Below are 22,792 nucleotides of genomic sequence, written 5' to 3' on the forward strand. Positions count from 1 at the left end.
GTCACTAACGAAAGCGCATCGACAGATCCAGCGCGCGGATATGCTTGGTCAGCGCGCCGACAGAGATAAAATCAACGCCGGTTTCAGCAAATTCGCGCAGCGTATCAAAGGTCACATTCCCGGAAACCTCAAGCTGTGCCTGTCCCCGGGTGCGTTTTACCGCCTCGCGCATGACATCGGTGGTGAAGTTATCCAGCATGATGATATCCGCCCCGGCTTTCAGGGCATCATCCAGCTCATCCAGGTTTTCGACTTCCACTTCAACCGGGACATCCGGGTGTAGCCAGAAAGCTTTTTCGACCGCCTGACGGACCGAGCCGGAAGCAATAATGTGGTTTTCTTTGATCAGAAACGCATCGGAAAGACCGAGACGATGATTCGCGCCACCGCCGCACAGGACGGCATATTTCAGCGCGGTGCGCAGGCCTGGCAGGGTCTTGCGGGTATCCAGCAACTGCGTCTGCGTGCCTTCCAGTAATTCAACATAGCGCCGGACTTCACTGGCTACCCCGGAGAGCGTTTGCACAAAGTTCAGCGCCGTGCGCTCGCCGGTGAGCAGCACGCGCGACGGGCCATCAAGTTCAAACAGCGGCTGATTGGCGACGACTTTATCGCCATCGGCAACGTGCCAGGTCACCTGAACGTCATCGCCCGCCAGCTGGATAAAGACTTCTTCGACCCAGCGCTTGCCGCAGAAAACGCCGTTTTCGCGGGTGATCACGACGGCATGAGAGCGGCTGTCTTCCGGCAGGAGCTGCGCGGTAATATCGTTATTCGCATCGACTTCCCCGCCTAAATCTTCGCGCAGCGCCTGCGCAACGGTGGCGGGAATATCCAGGTTAATACGTTCCAGAAGCGCGTCACGTCGATGGTCAGGGTTATAGCGGCGAGGCGGCATGATAAAACTCCAGATTGATAACGAATCATAAGGTTGAAACATGCTACTCTGAAGCGGATATTCGCACCACAAATAAGGAGATCCTGCATGTTGTTAGACGAGGGTTGGCTGGCGGAGGCGCGACGCGTTCCTTCCCCGCATTATGATTGCCGCCCGGATGATGAAATTCCTTCTTTACTGGTGGTGCATAATATTAGCCTTCCGCCCGGTGAGTTTGGCGGTCCGTGGATTGATGCCCTGTTCACCGGCACGATCGACCCCGACGCGCATCCTTTTTTCGCTGAAATCGCCCATTTGCGCGTTTCTGCCCATTGTCTGATTCGCCGCGACGGTGAAATCGTTCAGTATGTTCCTTTCGATAAACGTGCCTGGCATGCGGGCGTTTCGCTGTATCACGGACGCGAGCGCTGCAATGATTTTTCGATTGGCATTGAGCTGGAGGGCACGGACACCCTGGCCTATACCGATGCTCAGTATCAGCAACTGGCGGCGGTCACCCGCGTGCTGATTGCGCGTTACCCGGCGATTGCCGACCATATGACCGGACACTGTGATATTGCTCCCGATCGTAAAACCGATCCCGGCCCTGCGTTTGACTGGGCGAGGTTTCGCGCTCTGGTTCTTTCATCGGCGGAAAAGGAGATATCATGACGCTGTTTACCCTGCTGCTGGTCCTCATCGCCGAGCGTTTATTTAAGTTGGGCGAGCACTGGCAGCTCGATCATCGGCTTGAAGTGCTGTTCCGGCGGATGAAGCACTTTTCGATGGCGCGGACGCTGCTGATGACCTTCATGATCATGGCACTGACGTTTCTGCTGCTGCGTGCGCTGTACGGCCTGTTTTTCAACGTGCCGTTGCTGGTGGCGTGGATCCTGCTGGGGCTGCTGTGTATTGGCGCGGGCAGAGTGCGGCTGCATTATCACGCGTATCTGAAAGCCGCCGCCCGCAATGACAGCCACGCGCGGGATTCAATGGCCAGCGAACTGACGTTAATCCACGGGGTGCCGCCCGGCTGCGACGAGCGCGAATATCTGCGCGAACTGCAAAATGCGCTGCTGTGGATCAACTTCCGCTATTATCTGGCCCCGCTATTCTGGTTTATCGTCGGCGGCGTATGGGGGCCAGTGCCGCTGGTCGGTTACGCGTTCCTGCGCGGCTGGCAGTCATGGCTGGCACGCTATCAGACGCCGCATCATCGCCTGCAATCGGGCATTGATTTCCTCCTCCATGTGCTGGACTGGGTGCCGACGCGGCTGGTCGGAGTGATTTACGCCCTGCTGGGACATGGTGAAAAAGCGCTGCCCGCGTGGTTTGCCTCGCTGGGGGATCTGCATACCTCGCAGTATCAGGTATTGACCCGACTGGCGCAGTTTTCGCTGGCGCGTGAACCGCACGTTGCACGGGTCGAGACGCCAAAAGCGGCGGTGTCGATGGCGAAAAAGACCTCGTTTGTGCTGGTGGTGATCGTGGCGCTGCTGACGATTTACGGCACGCTGCTCTAAGCCCGCGTGCCGCGTGTTTTAATGCGTATCCGCAGGCGGGATGCCGAAGTCGGGCATCCCGTTTTCATCCCAGTGGATCAGCTTCATTCGGGTGTGACGATTGGGATCGTACAGCGGATCGCCTTCAATTTCCGTATAGTTGCGCGCGTGATACACCAGCACATCCTGGCCGTCGGGCGTCTGCGTGAAGCTGTTGTGCCCTGGGCCATACTGACGATGTTCGTAGCTGGTGCGGAATACCGGCTGCGATGATTTATGCCAGTTTTGCGGCACCATCGGGTCGGCGTCCTTGTCGATCCACAGCAATCCCATGCAGTAGTTTTCATCCGTGGCGCTGGCGGAGTAGCTGACAAAAAGCCGCTCGCCGTGGGTGACCACCGCCGGTCCTTCGTTAACCTTAAATCCCCGGCATTCCCAGTCAAATTCAGGCTGGCTTAGCATCACCGGCTGGCCTTTAAGCGTCCACGGGTTTTCCAGTTCCGCCAGCCAGAGGTTTGAGTTTCCGGCAATATCCGGCGCTTTCTGCGCCCACAAATACCACTGTTTTCCCTGATGGAAAAAGGTGGTGGCGTCCAGCGCGAAAGTGTTGAACGGGGTGATCACCTGGCCTTTCTCGTGCCACGTTCCGCTTAGCGGATCGGAATCGGCGCATTCCAGGGCAAACATCCGGTGCTGAAACATTCCCAGATCGTCGAGCGCCCGGGTCGGGGCGGCGGCAAAATAGATATACCACTTGCCGTTAATATGATGCAGTTCCGGTGCCCAGATAAGCTCGCTCATCGGGCCGCTGTCCGGCTTGCGCCATACCGTCACCGCTCCGGCTGCGGGCAGCGCCTCCAGCGTCGCGGCGCGGCGGATCTCCAGCCGGTCGTATTCGGGTACGGAAGCGATAAAGTAATAGCTGCCGTCATGGCGCAGAATAAACGGATCGGCACGCTGCTCAATAAAGGGGTTGGGCCAGTTTTCCATCAGGCTTTCCTCGTCTGTTCAGTGGGTGGCAATTCCTGATACTCGCTCAGCTCACGATAGTTCACGCGGCGTTTCTCCAGATCGGCCTGGATCTGCTGCATAAATTGACTGTTGACTTTCAGCAGTCGCACCACGCCTGCGGTGATCAAATACCCGATGCCGGGGATCACCGTAAACAGCAGCATAATGCCGTTGATCGCCGTCGCGCTTTGCTGTTTCGCGCCCGCGTCGTAGCCGTACCAGGAGAGCAGGAAACCCACCATCGCCCCGGCGATAGCCAGCCCCAGCTTCAGGAAAAACAGGTTGCCGGAAAAGCTGATCCCGGTAATGCGCTTACCGGTTTTCCATTCGCCGTAGTCATCGACGTCCGCCATAAGCGACCAGTGCAGCGGGGAGGGAATCTGGTGCAGGATGTTTAGCAGGAAATAGAGCACCACAATCATCACCGTGGCGTGCGGGTCAAAAAAGTAAAAGGCGCAGGAGAAGATCGCCAGTGCGATGTTGGTCCAGAAAAAGACTTTGAGTTTACACCAGCGGTCAGTGAGCACTTTCGCCAGCATACTGCCGATCATCATGCCGACCACGCCGAGGCTGATAAACAGGGTTGCGAAGTGGGTGCTCTCACCCATCACCCAGGTAACGTAGTACATGGTGGCCGCCATGCGGATGAAGCCGGGGCAGACATTGCACAGCGTCAGCAGCAGGATGCGCACCCACTGATCGTTTTTCCACACGTCGCGCAGGTCTTTTTTCAGTTCGTCATTGGTTTGAACGGCCGGACGTACCCGTTCGCGCACCGTGGCAAAGCAAAATAAAAACATGCACATGCCGATAAACGCCAGCACGGTCATCGCCATTTGATAACCCTTCGCCTTGTTATCTCCGCCGAACCAGTCCGCCATTGGCAACAGCGTTAAAGAGAGCAGCAGGGTGGCGATCCCGACCATGACAAAACGATAAGACTGGCAGGCGACGCGCTCTTTGGGATCGTTAGTGATCACGCTGCCCAGTGAGCAATAGGGAATATTAATGGCGGTATAGGTGATCGACAGCAGGAAATAAGTGACAAAGGCATAGATAACTTTGCTGCTGTAGCTCCATTCCGGCGTGGTGAACATCAGCACGCTGAACAGGGCGTAGGGAAAGGCAATCCACAGCAGCCACGGGCGAAAGCGGCCATATTTACTGCGGGTGCGGTCCGCCAGCGCGCCCATAATCGGGTCGGTAATGGCGTCGATCACCCGAATAGAGAGCAGCAGTACCCCGACCAGTGCCGGTGCGAGGCCAAAAATATCGGTATAAAAATAGTTAACAAACAACATGATGGCGCCGAAAATAATATTGCATCCGGCGTCACCCATTCCATAGCCAATCTTCTCTTTCACGGTCAGCGCGTTGTTGTTCATTGCCAGAACCCTCCATTGCAGTATGGAGAGAATTATTCGCTGGCTATGAAATAAATGCGTTGCAGGATAAAGGCGACGATATGGACAAAATGGCTCTGGAGAAGAAAGTGTGAGGCAGGTAACAACCCTCACCCAGGGCGGGTGAGGGCAATAAGATTACTGTGCTTTTACCGTTCTGGCGCTTTTTTGCTTAAACAGGTAGCCCACGCCGAGGATCACCAGCCATACCGGGATGAGGTAAACGGAGATCGCCATCCCGTCGGTCATCAGCATGATCACCAGCACTGCCGCCATAAACAGTAGACAGATCCAGTTACCTACCGGGTAGAACAGCGCCGGGAAACGAGGCGTCACACCCTGCTGGTGTTTCGCCCGGCGGAATTTCATGTGCGCCAGGCTGATCATCGCCCAGTTGATTACCAGCGCTGATACCACCAGCGCCATCAGCAATCCGAAAGCGGATTCCGGGGCAAAGTAGTTGATCAACACGCACAGCGCGGTGACCAGCGCGGAAACCAGAATGGTGTTGACCGGCACGCCGCGTTTATCAACGTTCATCAGCACTTTCGGGGCATTACCCTGCTGCGCGAGGCCGAACAGCATCCGGCTGTTACAGTAAACGCAGCTGTTATAGACCGACAGTGCCGCCGTCAGCACGACCACGTTCAGGGCGTTAGCCACAAAGGTATCGCCCAGTTCGTGGAAAATCAGCACAAACGGGCTGGTATCCGCCGTGACGCGCGTCCACGGCAGCAGTGACAGTAACACTGCCAGCGAGCCGACGTAGAAAATCAGAATACGGTAGATAACCTGGTTGGTCGCTTTCGGGATGCTCTGCTCCGGGTTATCGGCTTCTGCGGCGGTGATCCCCACCAGTTCCAGCCCGCCGAAGGAGAACATGATGATCGCCATCATCATCACCAGCCCGTTAATCCCATGTGGCAGGAAGCCGCCCTGCTCCCACAGGTTGCGCACGGTGGCCTGCGGGCCGCCGTTGCCGCTGAACAGCAGCCAGCCACCGAACAGGATCATCGCGACGACCGCGATAACTTTTATAATGGCAAACCAGAATTCCATCTCGCCGAACACTTTCACGTTGGTGAGGTTAATCGCGTTGATGGCAACAAAGAACACCGCCGCCGAAACCCACGTCGGGATTTCCGGCCACCAGAACTGAATGTATTTGCCGACGGCGGTAAGCTCCGCCATCGCTACCAGCACGTACAGCACCCAGTAGTTCCAGCCAGAAGCAAAACCGGCGAAGCCGCCCCAATATTTATAGGCGAAGTGGCTGAACGAACCGGCAACCGGCTCTTCCACCACCATCTCCCCTAACTGACGCATGATCAGAAAGGCGATAAAACCGGCAACGGCATAACCGAGAATAATGCCGGGCCCGGCGGACTGAATAACGGACGCGCTGCCCAGGAACAGGCCGGTACCGATAGCCCCTCCCAGCGCAATAAGCTGAATATGGCGGTTTTTAAGCCCGCGCTTCAGCTGGTGGTCATGCTGTTGACCTTCCATCGTGAAACCTCGTGAGTATTTATTATGGGGTTGACGCTGTGGTGCGTGTGTACGTTTGCAATTCCATTTTGTGTATTGTTATCTTTACATCGCAGTGGCATGAAATATGGTCTGGATGCTTTTGTCCGAATCAGAATAATGGTATATCGCCGCGAATGCACATCCTTTGTGAAGGGATGATGACGAGTTGCGCAAAAACAGTACAGTTAAGAAGGGCCGCGTACTTTGCCAATCAACATTTAACGCAAATTTAATTATCTAATCCATTGAATTTTAGGTTAAAAAACTCAATACCCATTAATTCGGGAATGGTCAGTAAAACGTTATCCTCCCGTAGCACATCATTACGTCATTCATTATTCGTAAATATATAAACAATATTAATTAATGCCGGGCTTAATAGCGCTACTGGTTGTCAATACTGAGTCGTTATTCTGGAAAAAATGCCTCGCAAGCTTATATTTTATTTGTATTAACAAATCTGCGGGCGTTTAATTAAGTCACAATGGAATACCAGAGCGTGAAATGGAATGAGCGACATCATCTACCTGAAAATAACAGGTGAGAAACAAGGTGATATTTCTTCGGGTTGTGGAACCGTTGCGTCGGTGGGCAATCGCGGGCAGGCCGGGCATGAAGATGAAATTTTTGCATTTTCACTATCAGGCGCCCAGTTCAGGGACGAAAAAGGTTTTACTATTCAAGGGTTAAGTTTCTGTAAGCCTGTCGATAAAAGCTCACCTTTACTTTGTAATGCAATCACTAACAATGAGCGGCTATTTATTGAGTGTGACTTTTATCGAATTAGCAGAACAGGCCATTGGGAGCGTTATTATTATATTCAACTAAGAAATGCTTCAATAACTGATATTCATACGACTTTTGTGCAAAATGAGCTTCATTGCGAAGTGATAGCCGTCACCTATGAATATATTCACTGTAAACACCTTATTGCTAATACAGAATTCTACTACTTAACGCTGCCTGCCGATTATAACGGTATGTTTATTCCTCGTAATGACATATCGATAAACAAGCCTGAACCCTCCGTAGTGAACGCCGTCAGGCCACGGCCTCCGTCAGAAAAAGTGACGCCGGTTTATGCCAAATCCTGCCTGAAAGAGAAAGGATGTACGGACGCCGGGACGACCGAAGAGCCAGCTGAAAACTTCGGGCAAATGGCGATTTTCGCGCAACCGGTTGTCGATGACTGCTGCGGTTACCGCCATCAGCATGATGATGAAGACGCAGATCTCCCGGTTAAATCAGCCGCCGCGCCACTGGCGCTAAGCGTGGGGCTTGCGACGCAGGTCTGGGGAGAGTGGTCGCTTAGCGGGTTATTCGGTGCGGCAAGAGGCGTCCCCTACATAGGGGCGCTGGCCTCCGCTTTGTATATTCCGGGTGCCGGGGAAGGAAGCGATCGCGTGCCGGGACGCGATGAGTTCTGGTATGAGGAAGAGCTACGTAAGAAAGCACTGTCAGGCGGCACGGCGACGACGCGGGTCCGTTTCTTCTGGGGAACCGATATACACGGCAAGCCGCAGGTTTTTGGCGTCCATACCGGGGAGGGAACGCCTTATGAAAACGTTCGCGTTGCCAACATGCTTTGGAATGCCAACGCGCAGCGGTACGAGTTCACTCCCGCCCACGAGGTGGATGGGCCATTAATTACCTGGACCCCGGCAAAGCCAGACGGCTCTGACTACCCCGCCAACACCGGTAATGGCGCTCCGCCGGTCGATCAGCCAACCATTCTGGTGACTCCGATCCCTGAAGGGAACAACGAGTTCACCACTCCGCCTTTTCCGGCTCCCGACGCAGCCGATTTTAATGACTACATTCTGGTTTTCCCGGCGGACTCCGGCATCCAGCCGATTTATGTCTACCTGAAAGCTGACCCGCGGAACGTACCTGGTGTTGCAACGGGCAATGGCGTCAAGCTCAAGCCGGGCACAATTTGGCTGGATGTGTCGGTGACCAATGCGGGAGAGGGGGCACCCATACCCGCGCATATAGCAGATAAATTACGCGGCAGACACTTTAATGATTTTGATGAATTCAGGAAGGCGATGTGGTTTGAAATTAGTCAGGACCCAGATTTAATGGAGCAGTTTAGAGAAAGTAACCAGGATACCTTAAAACAATCTCATGCCCCATATACACCTGAGGAGGGTTACTACCATGGGCCTAATGAGATAGTTAGAAAATTCCAGATACATCATGTCATTGAAATCAAACATGGAGGCCCAGTGTATGATATTGATAATCTAAGGATTGTTACACCGCGTTTGCATGATGAAATTCACTACAGGAGATAACACTATGTTTACATTCAAGGGGAAAATTGAAGATTATACCGAAGCGGAATTTATTGAGCTTCTTGATGAATTAAGGATCGCAACACGAAAAGAAAACTCCTTACAAGGAAGGAAGTTAGAAAAATATATCGATTCTATCGTGGACCATTTCATTAAAATCACGGAGCATCCGGCACAGGGCGATTTGCTCTTTTATCCCAAAACGCGTGATGACGATAAACCTGAAAACATTGTAAAAATCGTCAGAGAATGGCGGCGTGCGCAGGGGCTGCCGCTGTTTAAAGACTCGAAGTGAACATAAAGGAAGTCGCTAACATCAAAATCATCGCATCCTGATGATGCGATGAAATCCACTACAGGGAGTAACGCTATGGTTAAGTTCAGGAACAAGATCGAAGATTATACCGAAGCGGAATTTATCGAACTTATTCAGGAGCTTGAAAATGCACCGACAAGAGAACCGTCCTTAAAAGGTAAAAAATTAGTAAAATATATTGATGATATCGTGGACCATTTTATTAAAATCACGGAGCATCCGGCACAGGGCGATTTGCTCTTTTATCCCAAAATGCGCGGTGACGAGGAACCTGAGAACGTCGTAAAAATCGTCAGAGAATGGCGGCGCGCGCAGGGGCTACCGTTGTTTAAAGACTCGAAGTGAACATATAGGAAGTTGCTAACATCAAAATCATCGCATCCTGATGATGCGATGAAATCCACTACAGGGAGTAACGCTATGGTTAAGTTCAGGAACAGGATCGAAGAGTATACCGAAGCGGAATTTATAGAGCTTCTGGATGAATTGAGGATCGCAACACGAAAAGAAAACTCCTTACAAGGAAGGAAGTTAGAAAAATATATCGATTCTATCGTGGACCATTTCATTAAAATCACGGAGCATCCGGCACAGGGCGATTTGCTCTTTTATCCCAAAACGCGCGGTGACGACAAACCTGAAAACATTGTAAAAATCGTCAGAGAATGGCGGCGTGCGCAGGGACTGCCATTGTTCAAAGACTCAAAGTAAAAAATGACCTGACTGGGCATCAGTTTACCGGTCCAGTCAGCGTTTCTCCCTCATTGTTCGCCTGCTCTTAGCCCGGCACCAGAGACGCCGATCTTCCCCTTCGTTATGTTAAATCTGCCTTCAGCCACGTAAAGCCAACATTTGTGCAAAGTTACATTAATGAAACGTCATTTCTGTAAGGTTGTTAAAATGTGGCGTGTTTTATGATGTGAGTCAAAACCTGTATAGACATAAGGTGAATACTTTGTTACTTTAGCGTCAAGAATATGAAATTGGTAAGACCAATTTACTTCGGGCAAATGGCGTAAGACAGAGAACAATGGCCTATAGCAAAATCCGCCAACCAAAGCTATCCGACGTGATAGAGCAACAGCTGGAGTTTCTCATTCTTGAGGGGACGCTTCGCCCCGGAGAAAAACTCCCGCCCGAACGCGAGCTGGCAAAACAGTTCGACGTTTCCCGACCCTCCCTGCGTGAGGCGATCCAACGTCTCGAAGGTAAAGGTCTGTTGCTGCGCCGTCAGGGCGGTGGAACCTTTGTACAAAGCCGCCTGTGGCAGAGCTTCAGCGATCCGCTGGTTGAACTGCTCTCCGACCATCCCGAATCCCAATTTGATCTGCTGGAAACCCGCCACGCGCTGGAAGGCATCGCCGCTTATTACGCCGCGCTGCGCAGCAATGATGAAGATCGCGCCAGAATCAGCGAGCTGCATCAGGCGATTGAGCTGGCCCAGCAGTCAGGCGATCTCGACGCCGAGTCCAGCGCCGTCGTTCAGTATCAAATTGCCGTCACAGAGGCGGCACACAACGTGGTTTTGCTTCATCTGCTACGCTGCATGGAGCCCATGCTGGCACAAAACGTGCGCCAAAACTTCGAACTACTTTATGCGCGCCGGGAAATGCTGCCGCTGGTGAACAACCACCGCACCACGGTTTTTGAAGCGATTATGGCCGGTGAGCCTGAACGGGCGCGTGAAGCGTCGCACCGCCACCTGGCCTTTATTGAAGAGATTTTGCTCGACCGCAGCCGTGAACAGAGCCGTCGTGAACGCTCCATGCGCCGCCTTGAGCAACGCAAGAATTAGTGATTTTTCTGGCAGAACGTGAACCAGAAGATGTTGTACCAACAGCGCCATTATTAGAGCGCGGCAACTAAACGCAGAACCTGTCTTATTGTGCTTTTAGTTTTCGAAATAGTTCAGGTTGTATCGCGGCGGCAAGCGCGCGCAACCCCGGCAGCATAGTGAACTCTGTGACCGGGATGAGAAAGCGCAGCCGACCAGCAGACAACCTGGAACATGAAGAACAAAGAGCACAATGGGACAGGTTCCAGACAAATCAACGTATTAGATAGATAAGGAATACCCCCATGTCAGAACGTCTTCAAAATGACGTGGATCCGATCGAAACTCGCGACTGGCTACAGGCGATCGAATCGGTCATCCGTGAAGAAGGTGTTGAGCGCGCTCAGTATCTGATCGACCAGTTACTTTCCGAAGCCCGTAAAGGCGGGGTGAAAGTGGCGGCTGGTACAGGCGCTCGCGGTTACGTAAACACTATTGCCGTTGAAGATGAACCGGAATACCCGGGCAACCTGGAACTGGAACGTCGTATTCGTTCTGCTATCCGCTGGAACGCCATCATGACCGTGCTGCGTGCGTCTAAAAAAGACCTCGAGCTGGGCGGCCACATGGCATCCTTCCAGTCTTCCGCAACGGTTTACGAAGTGTGCTTTAACCACTTCTTCCGCGCACGCTCTGAAAAAGACGGCGGCGATCTGGTGTACTTCCAGGGTCACATCTCTCCGGGCGTGTACGCGCGTGCGTTCCTGGAAGGCCGTCTGACCGAAGAACAGATGAACAACTTCCGTCAGGAAGTTGACGGTAAAGGTCTGTCTTCTTATCCGCACCCGAAACTGATGCCGGAATTCTGGCAGTTCCCGACCGTCTCAATGGGTCTGGGTCCGATTGGTGCGATCTATCAGGCTAAGTTCCTGAAATATCTCGAACACCGTGGTCTGAAAGACACCTCCGAACAAACCGTTTACGCTTTCCTCGGCGATGGCGAGATGGATGAGCCGGAATCCAAAGGTGCGATCACCATCGCTACCCGTGAAAAACTGGATAACCTGGTCTTCATCATCAACTGTAACCTGCAACGTCTGGATGGCCCGGTCACCGGTAACGGCAAAATCATCAACGAACTGGAAGGCATCTTTGGTGGCGCTGGCTGGGAAGTGATCAAGGTTATCTGGGGCGGTCGCTGGGATGAGCTGCTGCGTAAAGATACCAGCGGTAAACTGATCCAGCTGATGAACGAAACCGTTGACGGCGATTATCAGACCTTTAAATCCAAAAGCGGCGCATACGTTCGCGAGCACTTCTTCGGTAAATACCCGGAAACCGCAGCGCTGGTCGCAGACTGGTCTGACGATGATATATGGGCGCTGAACCGTGGTGGTCACGATCCGAAGAAAGTCTACGCGGCACTGAAAAAAGCGCAGGAAACCAAAGGCAAACCGATTGTTATCCTCGCCCACACCATCAAAGGTTATGGCATGGGTGACTCCGCTGAAGGTAAAAACATCGCTCACCAGGTGAAGAAAATGAACATGGACGGCGTTCGCTACGTCCGCGATCGTTTCAACGTCCCGGTTGCCGATGAAGCGCTGGAAAAACTGCCGTACATCACCTTCCCGGAAGGCTCTGAAGAGCACACTTACCTGCACGGTCAGCGCCAGAAGCTGAACGGCTACCTGCCGACCCGTCAGCCTAAGTTTACCGAGAAGCTGGAACTGCCAGAGCTGGCGGACTTTAAACCGCTGCTGGAAGAGCAGAACAAAGAAATCTCTACCACCATCGCTTTCGTTCGTGCCCTGAACGTGATGCTGAAGAACCAGTCGATTAAAGATCGCCTGGTGCCGATCATCGCCGATGAAGCACGTACTTTCGGGATGGAAGGTCTTTTCCGTCAGATCGGTATTTACAGCCCGAACGGTCAGCAGTACACCCCGCAGGACCGTGAGCAGGTTGCTTACTACAAAGAAGACGAGAAAGGTCAGATCCTGCAGGAAGGTATCAACGAACTGGGCGCAGGCGCATCCTGGCTGGCGGCGGCAACGTCTTACAGCACCAACAACCTGCCGATGATCCCGTTCTACATCTACTACTCTATGTTCGGTTTCCAGCGTATCGGCGATCTGTGCTGGCAGGCAGGCGACCAGCAGGCGCGCGGCTTCCTCATCGGCGGGACTTCCGGTCGTACCACGCTTAACGGCGAAGGCTTGCAGCACGAAGATGGTCACAGCCACATTCAGTCGCTGACTATCCCGAACTGTATCTCCTACGATCCGTCTTACGCTTACGAAGTGGCGGTCATCATGCATGACGGTCTGGTGCGTATGTACGGTGAAGCGCAGGAAAACGTGTACTACTACATCACCACGCTGAACGAAAACTACCACATGCCAGCGATGCCGGAAGGTGCCGAGGAAGGTATCCGTAAAGGTATCTACAAACTCGACACGCTCGAGGGCAGCAAAGGGAAAGTACAGCTGCTGGGTTCAGGCTCTATCCTGCGTCACGTCCGTGAAGCGGCAGAGATCCTGGCGAAAGATTACGGCGTTGGCTCCGACGTCTACAGCGTAACGTCCTTCACTGAACTGGCGCGTGATGGTCAGGACTGTGAGCGCTGGAACATGCTGCACCCGCTGGAAACTCCGCGCGTACCGTACATCGCTCAGGTGATGAACGATGCACCGGCTGTGGCTTCCACCGATTATATGAAACTGTTCGCCGAACAGGTTCGTACTTACGTACCGGCTGATGACTACCGCGTGCTGGGTACAGATGGCTTCGGTCGTTCCGACAGCCGTGAAAACCTGCGTCACCACTTCGAAGTTGATGCTTCTTACGTAGTGGTAGCAGCGCTGGGCGAACTGGCTAAACGTGGCGAAATCGATAAGAAAGTGGTGGCGGAAGCGATCACCAAATTCAACATCGATGCAGAAAAAGTTAACCCGCGTCTGGCGTAAGAGGTAAAAGAATAATGGCTATCGAAATCAATGTACCGGACATCGGGGCTGATGAAGTTGAAATCACCGAGATCCTGGTCAAAGTGGGCGACAAGGTTGAGGCTGAACAGTCGCTGATCACCGTAGAAGGCGATAAAGCCTCTATGGAAGTCCCGTCTCCGCAGGCTGGCGTCGTTAAAGAGATCAAAGTCTCCGTCGGCGACAAAACCGAGACCGGCAAACTGATTATGATTTTCGATTCCGCCGATGGTGCAGCTGACGCTGCGCCTGCCAAGGCAGAAGAGAAGAAAGAAGAGAAAAAAGAAGCGGCTCCGGCTCCGGCAGCAGCAGCGGCGGCTAAAGAGGTCAACGTCCCGGATATCGGCGGCGATGAAGTTGAAGTCACCGAAATCATGGTTAAAGTGGGCGACAACGTTGCCGCTGAGCAGTCACTGATCACCGTTGAGGGCGACAAAGCCTCAATGGAAGTTCCGGCACCGTTCGCGGGCACCGTGAAAGAGATTAAAATCAGCACCGGCGACAAAGTGTCTACCGGCTCGCTGATCATGGTCTTTGAAGTGGAAGGCGCAGCACCGGCGGCAGGCGAAGCCAAACCGCAGGTCAAAGAGGAAGCGGCTTCCGCTCCGGCAGCGGCCTCTGGCGCGAAAGACGTTAAGGTTCCGGATATCGGCGGCGATGAAGTTGAAGTCACCGAAGTGATGGTTAAAGTGGGCGACAACGTTGCCGCTGAGCAGTCACTGATCACCGTTGAGGGCGACAAAGCCTCAATGGAAGTTCCGGCACCGTTCGCGGGCACCGTGAAAGAGATCAAAATCAGCACCGGCGACAAAGTGTCTACCGGCTCGCTGATCATGGTCTTCGAAGTGGAAGGTGCAGCGCCAGCGCCTGCTGCGAAGCAGGAAGCAGCAGCCCCGGCTCCGGCCGCGAAAGCGGACAAACCGGCTGCGGCTCCGGCGGCGAAGGCAGAAGGCAAAACCGAATTTGCTGAAAACGACGCTTACGTTCACGCCACTCCGCTGATCCGCCGTCTGGCGCGCGAATTCGGCGTCAACCTGGCGAAAGTGAAAGGCACGGGCCGTAAGGGCCGTATCCTGCGCGAAGACGTTCAGGCTTACGTGAAAGATGCGGTTAAACGCGCAGAATCCGCACCGGCCGCTGCAAGCGGTGGCGGTCTGCCCGGTATGCTGCCGTGGCCGAAAGTGGACTTCAGCAAGTTTGGTGAAATCGAAGAAGTCGAACTGGGCCGCATCCAGAAAATCTCTGGTGCTAACCTGAGCCGTAACTGGGTGATGATCCCGCACGTTACGCACTTCGACAAAACTGATATCACCGATCTGGAAGCGTTCCGTAAGCAGCAGAATGCCGAAGCTGAGAAGCGTAAACTGGACGTGAAATTCACTCCGGTGGTCTTCATCATGAAAGCGGTAGCGGCTGCACTTGAGCAGATGCCACGCTTTAACAGCTCGCTGTCTGAAGATGCGCAGCGCCTGACGCTGAAGAAATACATCAACATTGGCGTGGCGGTTGATACCCCGAACGGTCTGGTGGTTCCGGTCTTTAAAGACGTGAACAAGAAGAGCATCACCGAACTGTCTCGTGAACTGACCGTGATCTCCAAAAAAGCGCGTGATGGCAAGCTGACCGCTGGCGAAATGCAGGGCGGTTGCTTTACCATCTCCAGCATCGGCGGCCTGGGGACAACCCACTTCGCGCCGATTGTGAACGCGCCGGAAGTGGCTATCCTCGGTGTATCCAAATCCGCGATGGAACCGGTGTGGAACGGAAAAGAGTTTACTCCGCGTCTGATGATGCCGATTTCTCTCTCCTTCGACCACCGCGTGATCGACGGTGCTGATGGTGCGCGCTTTATCACCATCATCAACAACATGCTGAGCGACATTCGCCGCCTGGTGATGTAAGCGAAAAGCCGGCCTGACGGCCGGCTTTTTTCTGGTAATCTTCTCGTAATGGTGAGATTACTGGCAAAGACACGATTTCGTGAGCCGTTTGTTGTTTCAAAATTGTTAACAATTTTGTAAAATACGGGCGGATAGAACGTCCCGGTGGATGATGGGCGTACCCGGACTGCCGGAAATAAATAAGAGGTCATGATGAGTACTGAAATTAAAACTCAGGTCGTGGTACTTGGGGCAGGCCCGGCAGGTTACTCTGCGGCCTTCCGTTGCGCTGATTTAGGTCTGGAAACCGTAATCGTAGAACGTTACAACACCCTGGGTGGTGTTTGTCTGAACGTTGGCTGTATCCCTTCTAAAGCGCTGCTGCACGTCGCAAAAGTTATTGAAGAAGCTAAAGCGCTGGCTGAACACGGTATTGTCTTCGGCGAGCCGAAAACAGATATCGACAAAATTCGTACCTGGAAAGAGAAAGTTATCACTCAGCTGACCGGTGGGCTGGCGGGTATGGCCAAAGGCCGTAAAGTTAAAGTGGTTAACGGTCTGGGTAAATTTACCGGCGCGAACACCCTGGAAGTGGAAGGCGAGAACGGCAAAACCGTGATCAACTTCGACAACGCGATCATCGCGGCAGGCTCCCGTCCGATCCAACTGCCGTTTATTCCGCACGACGACCCGCGCGTATGGGATTCCACCGATGCGCTGGAGCTGAAATCCGTACCGAAACGTCTGCTGGTTATGGGCGGCGGTATCATCGGTCTGGAAATGGGCACCGTGTATGACGCGCTGGGTTCAGAGATCGACGTGGTTGAAATGTTCGACCAGGTGATCCCGGCCGCCGATAAAGACATCGTTAAAGTCTTCACCAAACGCATCAGCAAGAAATTTAACCTGATGCTGGAAACCAAAGTCACCGCCGTTGAAGCGAAAGAAGACGGTATCTACGTTTCGATGGAAGGCAAAAAAGCGCCTGCCGAAGCGCAGCGTTACGACGCGGTGCTGGTGGCGATTGGTCGCGTGCCGAACGGTAAAAACCTCGATGCCGGTAAAGCAGGCGTTGAAGTTGACGACCGTGGCTTTATCCGCGTAGACAAGCAGTTGCGCACTAACGTGCCGCACATTTTTGCTATCGGCGATATCGTCGGTCAGCCGATGCTGGCGCACAAAGGTGTTCACGAAGGTCACGTTGCCGCTGAAGTCATCGCCGGTAAAAAACACTACTTCGATCCGAAAGTGATCCCGTCCATCGCCTACACCGAACCGGAAGTGGCATGGGTTGGTCTGACCGAAAAAGAAGCGAAAGAGAAAGGCATCAGCTACGAAACCGCCACCTTCCCGTGGGCTGCTTCTGGCCGTGCTATCGCTTCCGACTGCGCCGACGGTATGACCAAACTGATTTTCGACAAAGAAACGCACCGTGTGATCGGTGGCGCGATTGTCGGCACCAACGGCGGTGAGTTGCTGGGTGAAATCGGTTTGGCGATTGAGATGGGCTGCGACGCTGAAGACATCGCGCTGACCATCCACGCGCACCCGACGCTGCACGAGTCCGTAGGTCTGGCAGCGGAAGTGTTCGAAGGTAGCATCACCGACCTGCCGAACCCGAAAGCGAAGAAAAAGTAACCGGGCAGCGCATTGCTTTTCCGGCCTGATACGGGCCGGATTGATGAGCGCTAATCTGGATAAAAAGCGGCTTTTAAGCCGCTTTTTTTATTGCTTCACGCTCTGCCAGGTATCATCCGGGGCATAACGCTCAATAGTCTGCGCCTTGTCTGGCGTATCTTCTCCTGAATCAGCCTGATACAGCGCGCCGCTGGTATCAATCATAAAGCTCATCACTCCCGTTTTACCCCATTCAACCGGCCATGCCAGCAGCGCCACGCTCTGGTCGTCAGCGCCGGCAATAATGCGAAAGCGGTAGCCATGATAGCCTTCGCCGGGCGTGACGGGGCTGAAGGCTGGCCCTAACGGGCTGGGCGTTTCACCCGGTGCGGTTGGCCAGTAGAGACCGTCTTTTTGTCCCTCACTGCTGATGATTTTTTTCGCCCAGCGTTGGTTGATTTGGTAGTAATCGTGCTCGGCAGCCACCCAGGCCTGCATTGCCTGCATCGCGCCCAGCTCATTGCGCCCAATGGTGCGCGTCAGAATTTCATCGGCGGCGGCGGTCATATCAAAATGCCAGCCTTCGGCGCTTTTTTGCAGCGGCAGCGGTAACTGCCAGTTCTCTTCGCCCACATTCAGATGCGCGGTATTACCCTGCTGCTCAATATGATGGCTGACCTTCCAGTCGCGTAAAAAGCGGGCCACGGCCTGCGGATCGACCCCTTCAGACGGCAAATAATGCCGCCAGTCATCGCCCAGAATTTCGCCAAGCGCGGTGTCGTCCTGTGTGGAAATGGCGTTTACGAGCGCGTCGGCGGCGATATCCGGGGTGCTGAACTGCTGCTGTGCCAGGGCGGGCATCATCATCAGCATTAACGCGCTAAACAGAGTTAATTTTTTCATGTTGTTCCTTAATGATGACGTTCGCGGATGGCGGCGCGCTGCTCTGTGCTTAGGTTTTCACGTTTGCGACTTTCGCTTCCACGCAGCTGTTGCGCGCGCGAGGAGGGCGAACGGCTGTCGTTGCCGCTAAGTGCTGTAGCAGCAGGGCGTGCCCGGGGGATCTCGCGCTGTTCATGGCGCTGCTGAATGCTTTCGCGCCGCGCCTGGCGCTGTTCCGGCGTGGAGGCGCTGACCCGCTGCTGGACATTTTCGCGCCGCGCCTGGCGCTGTTCCGGCGTGGAGGAACTGACCCGCTGCTGGACGCTTTCGCGCCGCGCCTGACGCTGTTCCGGCGTCGCCGAGTTCAAACGCTCTTTAGCGTCGTCACGCTTCGCCTGGCGCTGCTCCGGCGTGGTGGATGAAAGCCGTTGCTGAAGCTGGGCTCTGGCGGCGTCGCGCTGGGTATCGCTGGTGTCATATCCGCGATAATTATTTCTCTGTGCAATCTGTTCAAGCTGACGGGGCATTGCCTGACGTGAAGCGGCGGAGGCAGGTAGCGAGAGGGATTTGCCGGTTTTTTCCTGCAACGTTGCCCGCGCGGCCTGGCGCTGGCTGTCGCGATTGCCGACGGGAGTCGTGCTTAAGCCGCCGATCGCGCCCGGCTGGTGAAAACGCTGTGCAATCCTGTCATTGGCATAGGGAACGCCGTTACGGTACGCGGGATTGTGCTCCCATACCCGGCGGTTATCGGTGAGATGATCGCCCGTGATGCGATTGTAGTTATTGACGTTGATATTGATGTTATCGCCGTTACGGACGTAGCCGTTATGGTCATCGTGATAGTCATGATCGTGGTCATCATCGTGATGGTGGTGATCGTGATCGTCATCATCCCAGTCAATACTGCTGAACAGCGCGTAGGTCGTGGCCACGCCGAGGCTGTAGCCAAATCCTTTCACAAAGCTCTCAGTAAACTGTTGGCCGGGAGACGGTTGCAGATACACCGGCGGGTAAGCGGTATTCGGCCAGCTACCGTATACCACCGTCGGATTATAATTCGGGACATACACTACCTCCGGGCTGGCCGGTTCAATGGTAATGACCGTCGGCGCGGCAGACACGACGTGGGTTGAGGAAGGCGTGGTTTTTGTTGAGGAGGACGCGCTCTTCGGCGCGGACGCAGGCGCGGGAGTGGTCACCACCTTAACCGTCTGTTGCGGCGTGCTCTTCAGGGTGCCGGTTTGCTGGGCCAGCGCGCGCAGCTTCTGCACCGAGTCCATCACATCCTGCGGCTGGGCCAGAAACGCGTTACCGAGGTTTTCAACCCACTGCGGATCGCCGCCCATCAGCGACATAAGCTGTGGAAAGGCGACCAGCGACTTGACGCTGGCATCCCACGGCTGGTTAGCCACCGCGCTGATTGCCGCATCGCCCTGCATCGTCGGGTTATCTTTCGACCACTGCACCGCCTGCACCACGCTCGCCGGATAGGTTGACGCCATTAACACCTGAGAGAGCAGGGCGTCAGGGTACAGCGCGATGGGCGCGACCCACTGATCGATTTGTGCCGGGCTAAAGGTGGCGGTAACCGCAGGCGCAGAGACGGGAGCGGCTTCCGCCACAGATGGCGTCACGCTAACCGGCTGGCGGCTTTTCACATACAGCGTCCCGGCTGCCGCACATAACGCCAGACTGCAAGCCAGAGCAATGAAATGCGGCTTAAAGGGCAATGTCATGGTGAGTTTCTCCGTCAGAAACAAGAATCGCGCTCGTGGGCGCTGGATGGGCGGCAGTATATTCCTTGTCCTGATTCTTTTTTGACGGAAACAGGGATCGCCGGGCCATGAATGCGGAAGCGCACGATTAGCGTATTTACGTCGCCGGGCCGCCGCGTTTTCATCTGGCGGAAAGCGTTCATAAACCAGGACTATATGGCCTTTCACGATTCAGCAAGTATTTAATGTTGCTTTTTTGTAAACAGATTAACACCCCGTTGAAATCCTGCTATTCTGCCCGTTGCGGTACCGGGCATTTACCCTACAAACTGCTGTCTCACAGGAGCGTGAAGAAAATCGCCTGCCGCACTATGACAATGAGAGCGAGGAGAACCGTCGTGCTAGAAGAATACCGTAAGCACGTAGCTGAGCGTGCCGCTGAAGGGATCGTAGCGAAACCCTTAGATGCAACCCAAATGTCCGGGTTAGTTGAGCTGCTGAAGAATCCGCCTGCGGGCGAAGAAGAATTCCTGTTAGATCTATTAACCAACCGCGTACCGCCGGGCGTTGATGAAGCCGCCTATGTTAAAGCGGGTTTCCTTGCCGCTATCGCCAAAGGCGATGCCACTTCTCCGCTGGTCACCCCGGAAAAAGCCGTTGAGCTGCTGGGTTCGATGCAGGGCGGTTACAACATCCATCCGCTGATTGACGCGCTGGACAACGACGCGCTGGCACCGATTGCCGTTAAAGCGCTCTCCCACACCCTGCTGATGTTCGATAACTTCTACGACGTCGAAGAAAAAGCGAAAGCGGGTAACACCCACGCGCAGCAGGTGATGCTCTCCTGGGCCAATGCCGACTGGTTCCTGACCCGCCCGGCGCTGGCTGAAAAAATTACCGTTACCGTCTTTAAAGTCACCGGCGAAACCAACACCGATGACCTGTCACCCGCGCCGGATGCATGGTCGCGCCCGGACATCCCGCTGCACGCGCTGGCAATGCTGAAAAACGCCCGCGACGGGATCATCCCGGATAATCCTGGCAGCGTCGGCCCGATCAAACAGATTGAAGGGCTGCAACAGAAAGGTTACCCGCTGGCCTACGTCGGCGACGTGGTTGGCACCGGTTCTTCACGTAAATCCGCGACCAACTCCGTGCTGTGGTTTATGGGCGACGACATCCCGTTTGTGCCGAATAAACGCGGCGGCGGCGTGGTGCTCGGCGGCAAAATCGCACCGATTTTCTTCAACACTATGGAAGATGCGGGCGCGCTGCCGATTGAAGTCGACGTCTCCAGACTGAACATGGGCGACGTGATTGACGTTTACCCGTTCAAAGGCGAAGTCCGTGACCATTACAGCGACGAGCTGCTGGCAACGTTTGAACTGAAAACCGACGTGCTGATTGACGAAGTGCGCGCGGGTGGCCGTATCCCGCTGATCATCGGTCGCGGCCTGACCACCAAAGCGCGTGAAGCGCTGGGGATGCCGCACAGCGACGTGTTCCGCATCGCCAAACCGGTGGAAGCCAGCAGCAAAGGCTTCTCGCTGGCGCAGAAAATGGTCGGTCGCGCCTGCGGCGTGGCGGGCGTTCGCCCTGGCGAATACTGTGAACCGAAAATGACCTCCGTTGGCTCGCAGGACACCACCGGCCCGATGACCCGTGACGAGCTGAAAGACCTCGCCTGCCTGGGATTCTCGGCGGATCTGGTGATGCAGTCCTTCTGCCACACGGCGGCCTATCCGAAACCGGTAGACGTCACCACCCATCACACGCTGCCGGACTTCATTATGAACCGTGGCGGCGTTTCGCTGCGCCCCGGCGACGGCATCATCCACTCGTGGCTGAACCGGATGCTGTTGCCGGATACGGTCGGCACCGGCGGCGACTCCCATACCCGCTTCCCGGTCGGCATCTCTTTCCCGGCAGGCTCCGGCCTGGTGGCGTTTGCTGCCGCGACCGGCGTTATGCCGCTGGATATGCCGGAATCGGTGCTGGTGCGCTTTAAAGGTAAAATGCAGCCGGGCATCACCCTGCGCGATCTGGTACACGCCATCCCGCTGTACGCGATCCGTCAGGGGCTGCTGACCGTCGAGAAGAAGGGCAAGAAAAACATCTTCTCCGGCCGCATTCTGGAAATCGAAGGTCTGCCGGATCTGAAAGTTGAGCAGGCGTTTGAACTGGCAGATGCCTCCGCAGAACGCTCCGCTGCTGGCTGTACCATCAAGCTGGATAAAGCGCCGATCACCGAGTACCTGACCTCCAATATTGTGCTGCTGAAGTGGATGATTGCCGAAGGTTACGGCGACCGTCGTACCATTGAACGCCGTATTCAGGGAATGGAAAAATGGCTGGCCGATCCGAAACTGCTGGAAGCCGATGCGGACGCTGAATACGCGGCGGTGATTGAGATCGATCTGGCGGATATTCATGAGCCGATCCTCTGCGCGCCGAACGATCCTGACGACGCGCGTCTGCTCTCCGACGTGGCGGGCGAGAAGATCGACGAAGTATTTATCGGCTCCTGCATGACCAACATCGGTCACTTCCGCGCGGCGGGCAAGCTGCTGGATGCGCATCAGGGCCAGTTGCCAACCCGTCTGTGGGTGGCACCGCCAACGCGGATGGACGCGGCGCAGCTGACCGAAGAGGGCTACTACAGCGTCTTTGGGAAAAGCGGTGCGCGGATCGAAATCCCCGGTTGTTCCCTGTGCATGGGCAACCAGGCGCGGGTGGCGGACGGTGCGACGGTGGTTTCGACCTCCACGCGTAACTTCCCGAACCGTTTAGGCACCGGTGCTAACGTTTACCTGGCCTCGGCAGAACTGGCGGCGGTTGCCGCACTGCTGGGTCGCCTGCCGTCCCCGGAAGAGTATCTGACTTCCGTGGCGCAGGTAGACAAAACGGCAGTCGATACCTATCGCTATCTGAATTTCGACCAGCTTGAGCAGTACACTGATAAAGCGGATGGCGTCATATTCCAGACGGCGGTGTAACGCAT

The 22,792-nt window shown here is 54.8% G+C and carries 17 protein-coding genes; 11 read left to right on the top strand and 6 right to left on the bottom strand.

Going from position 1 to position 22,792, the window contains the following annotated elements; translation table 11 throughout:
* Positions 1 to 4 precede the first annotated feature (4 nt).
* A complete protein-coding gene (gene nadC, locus RT197_RS14900; RefSeq protein WP_312951892.1) occupies positions 5 to 898 on the bottom strand; it encodes a carboxylating nicotinate-nucleotide diphosphorylase in 894 nt (297 codons plus the stop codon).
* An 87-nt stretch (positions 899 to 985) separates the two neighbouring features.
* Between nadC and ampD the strand changes: the two genes are divergently transcribed.
* Together ampD and ampE are read left to right on the top strand one after the other, a co-directional pair.
* A complete protein-coding gene (gene ampD, locus RT197_RS14905) occupies positions 986 to 1,549 on the top strand; it encodes a 1,6-anhydro-N-acetylmuramyl-L-alanine amidase AmpD (RefSeq protein WP_312951894.1) in 564 nt (187 codons plus the stop codon).
* On the top strand, positions 1,546 to 2,400 hold the full coding sequence (gene ampE, locus RT197_RS14910; protein ID WP_312951895.1) for a beta-lactamase regulator AmpE: 855 nt from the start codon (positions 1,546 to 1,548) through the stop codon (positions 2,398 to 2,400). Before ampD ends, ampE begins: the two co-directional genes overlap by 4 nt.
* An 18-nt stretch (positions 2,401 to 2,418) precedes the next feature.
* On the opposite strand, the gene RT197_RS14915 is transcribed toward ampE, so the two are convergent.
* The 3 genes from RT197_RS14915 to aroP form a co-directional block, all read right to left on the bottom strand.
* Positions 2,419 to 3,369, bottom strand: coding sequence for a family 43 glycosylhydrolase (locus tag RT197_RS14915; RefSeq protein ID WP_312951896.1), 951 nt, complete (start codon positions 3,367 to 3,369; stop codon positions 2,419 to 2,421).
* Positions 3,369 to 4,775, bottom strand: coding sequence for an MFS transporter (locus RT197_RS14920; RefSeq protein ID WP_312951898.1), 1,407 nt, complete (start codon positions 4,773 to 4,775; stop codon positions 3,369 to 3,371). The genes RT197_RS14915 and RT197_RS14920 overlap by 1 nt, the downstream gene beginning before the upstream one ends.
* 156 nt (positions 4,776 to 4,931) lie before the next feature.
* Complete coding sequence (gene aroP / locus RT197_RS14925) at positions 4,932 to 6,302, bottom strand: aromatic amino acid transporter AroP (protein ID WP_312951900.1); 1,371 nt, start codon at positions 6,300 to 6,302, stop codon at positions 4,932 to 4,934.
* 530 nt (positions 6,303 to 6,832) lie between these two features.
* Between aroP and tssD the strand changes: the two genes are divergently transcribed.
* The 8 genes from tssD (at position 6,833) to lpdA (ending at position 17,215) form a co-directional block, all read left to right on the top strand.
* The gene (gene tssD, locus RT197_RS14930) at positions 6,833 to 8,620 is read left to right on the top strand and encodes a type VI secretion system tube protein TssD (RefSeq protein ID WP_312951902.1); all 1,788 of its coding nucleotides are present in this window, start codon (positions 6,833 to 6,835) and stop codon (positions 8,618 to 8,620) included.
* A gap of 4 nt (positions 8,621 to 8,624) precedes the next feature.
* On the top strand, positions 8,625 to 8,915 hold the full coding sequence (locus RT197_RS14935; RefSeq protein ID WP_312951903.1) for a bacteriocin immunity protein: 291 nt from the start codon (positions 8,625 to 8,627) through the stop codon (positions 8,913 to 8,915).
* 75 nt (positions 8,916 to 8,990) lie between these two features.
* The gene (locus RT197_RS14940; RefSeq protein ID WP_312951905.1) at positions 8,991 to 9,281 is read left to right on the top strand and encodes a bacteriocin immunity protein; all 291 of its coding nucleotides are present in this window, start codon (positions 8,991 to 8,993) and stop codon (positions 9,279 to 9,281) included.
* Positions 9,282 to 9,356: 75 nt separating this feature from the next.
* Positions 9,357 to 9,647, top strand: a complete 291-nt coding sequence (locus RT197_RS14945) for a bacteriocin immunity protein (RefSeq protein ID WP_312951906.1) — start codon at positions 9,357 to 9,359, stop codon at positions 9,645 to 9,647.
* A gap of 319 nt (positions 9,648 to 9,966) precedes the next feature.
* Positions 9,967 to 10,731 carry a pyruvate dehydrogenase complex transcriptional repressor PdhR gene (gene pdhR / locus RT197_RS14950; protein ID WP_312951908.1) on the top strand — a complete coding sequence of 255 codons (765 nt, stop codon included), beginning with the start codon at positions 9,967 to 9,969 and terminating at the stop codon, positions 10,729 to 10,731.
* Positions 10,732 to 11,015: 284 nt separating this feature from the next.
* Positions 11,016 to 13,679 (top strand): pyruvate dehydrogenase (acetyl-transferring), homodimeric type, encoded by a 2,664-nt coding sequence (gene aceE, locus RT197_RS14955; protein WP_312951909.1) that lies wholly within the window; start codon positions 11,016 to 11,018, stop codon positions 13,677 to 13,679.
* 14 nt (positions 13,680 to 13,693) lie between these two features.
* Complete coding sequence (gene aceF, locus RT197_RS14960) at positions 13,694 to 15,598, top strand: pyruvate dehydrogenase complex dihydrolipoyllysine-residue acetyltransferase (protein ID WP_312951910.1); 1,905 nt, start codon at positions 13,694 to 13,696, stop codon at positions 15,596 to 15,598.
* A gap of 192 nt (positions 15,599 to 15,790) precedes the next feature.
* Positions 15,791 to 17,215, top strand: coding sequence for a dihydrolipoyl dehydrogenase (gene lpdA, locus RT197_RS14965; RefSeq protein WP_312951912.1), 1,425 nt, complete (start codon positions 15,791 to 15,793; stop codon positions 17,213 to 17,215).
* 87 nt (positions 17,216 to 17,302) lie between these two features.
* Here the strand turns inward: lpdA and RT197_RS14970 are convergent, their stop codons facing one another.
* Positions 17,303 to 18,097 (bottom strand): DUF2950 family protein, encoded by a 795-nt coding sequence (locus RT197_RS14970; protein WP_312951913.1) that lies wholly within the window; start codon positions 18,095 to 18,097, stop codon positions 17,303 to 17,305.
* 8 nt (positions 18,098 to 18,105) lie between these two features.
* On the bottom strand, positions 18,106 to 19,812 hold the full coding sequence (locus RT197_RS14975; RefSeq protein WP_312951915.1) for a DUF3300 domain-containing protein: 1,707 nt from the start codon (positions 19,810 to 19,812) through the stop codon (positions 18,106 to 18,108).
* A gap of 377 nt (positions 19,813 to 20,189) precedes the next feature.
* On the opposite strand from RT197_RS14975, the gene acnB reads away from it, so the two are divergent.
* Positions 20,190 to 22,787 (top strand): bifunctional aconitate hydratase 2/2-methylisocitrate dehydratase, encoded by a 2,598-nt coding sequence (gene acnB, locus RT197_RS14980; protein WP_312951917.1) that lies wholly within the window; start codon positions 20,190 to 20,192, stop codon positions 22,785 to 22,787.
* Positions 22,788 to 22,792: the final 5 nt, after the last annotated feature.

Origin of the sequence: Superficieibacter sp. (genome assembly GCF_032071645.1) — a bacterium.
In the GTDB taxonomy this organism is placed as follows: Bacteria; Pseudomonadota; Gammaproteobacteria; order Enterobacterales; family Enterobacteriaceae; genus Superficieibacter.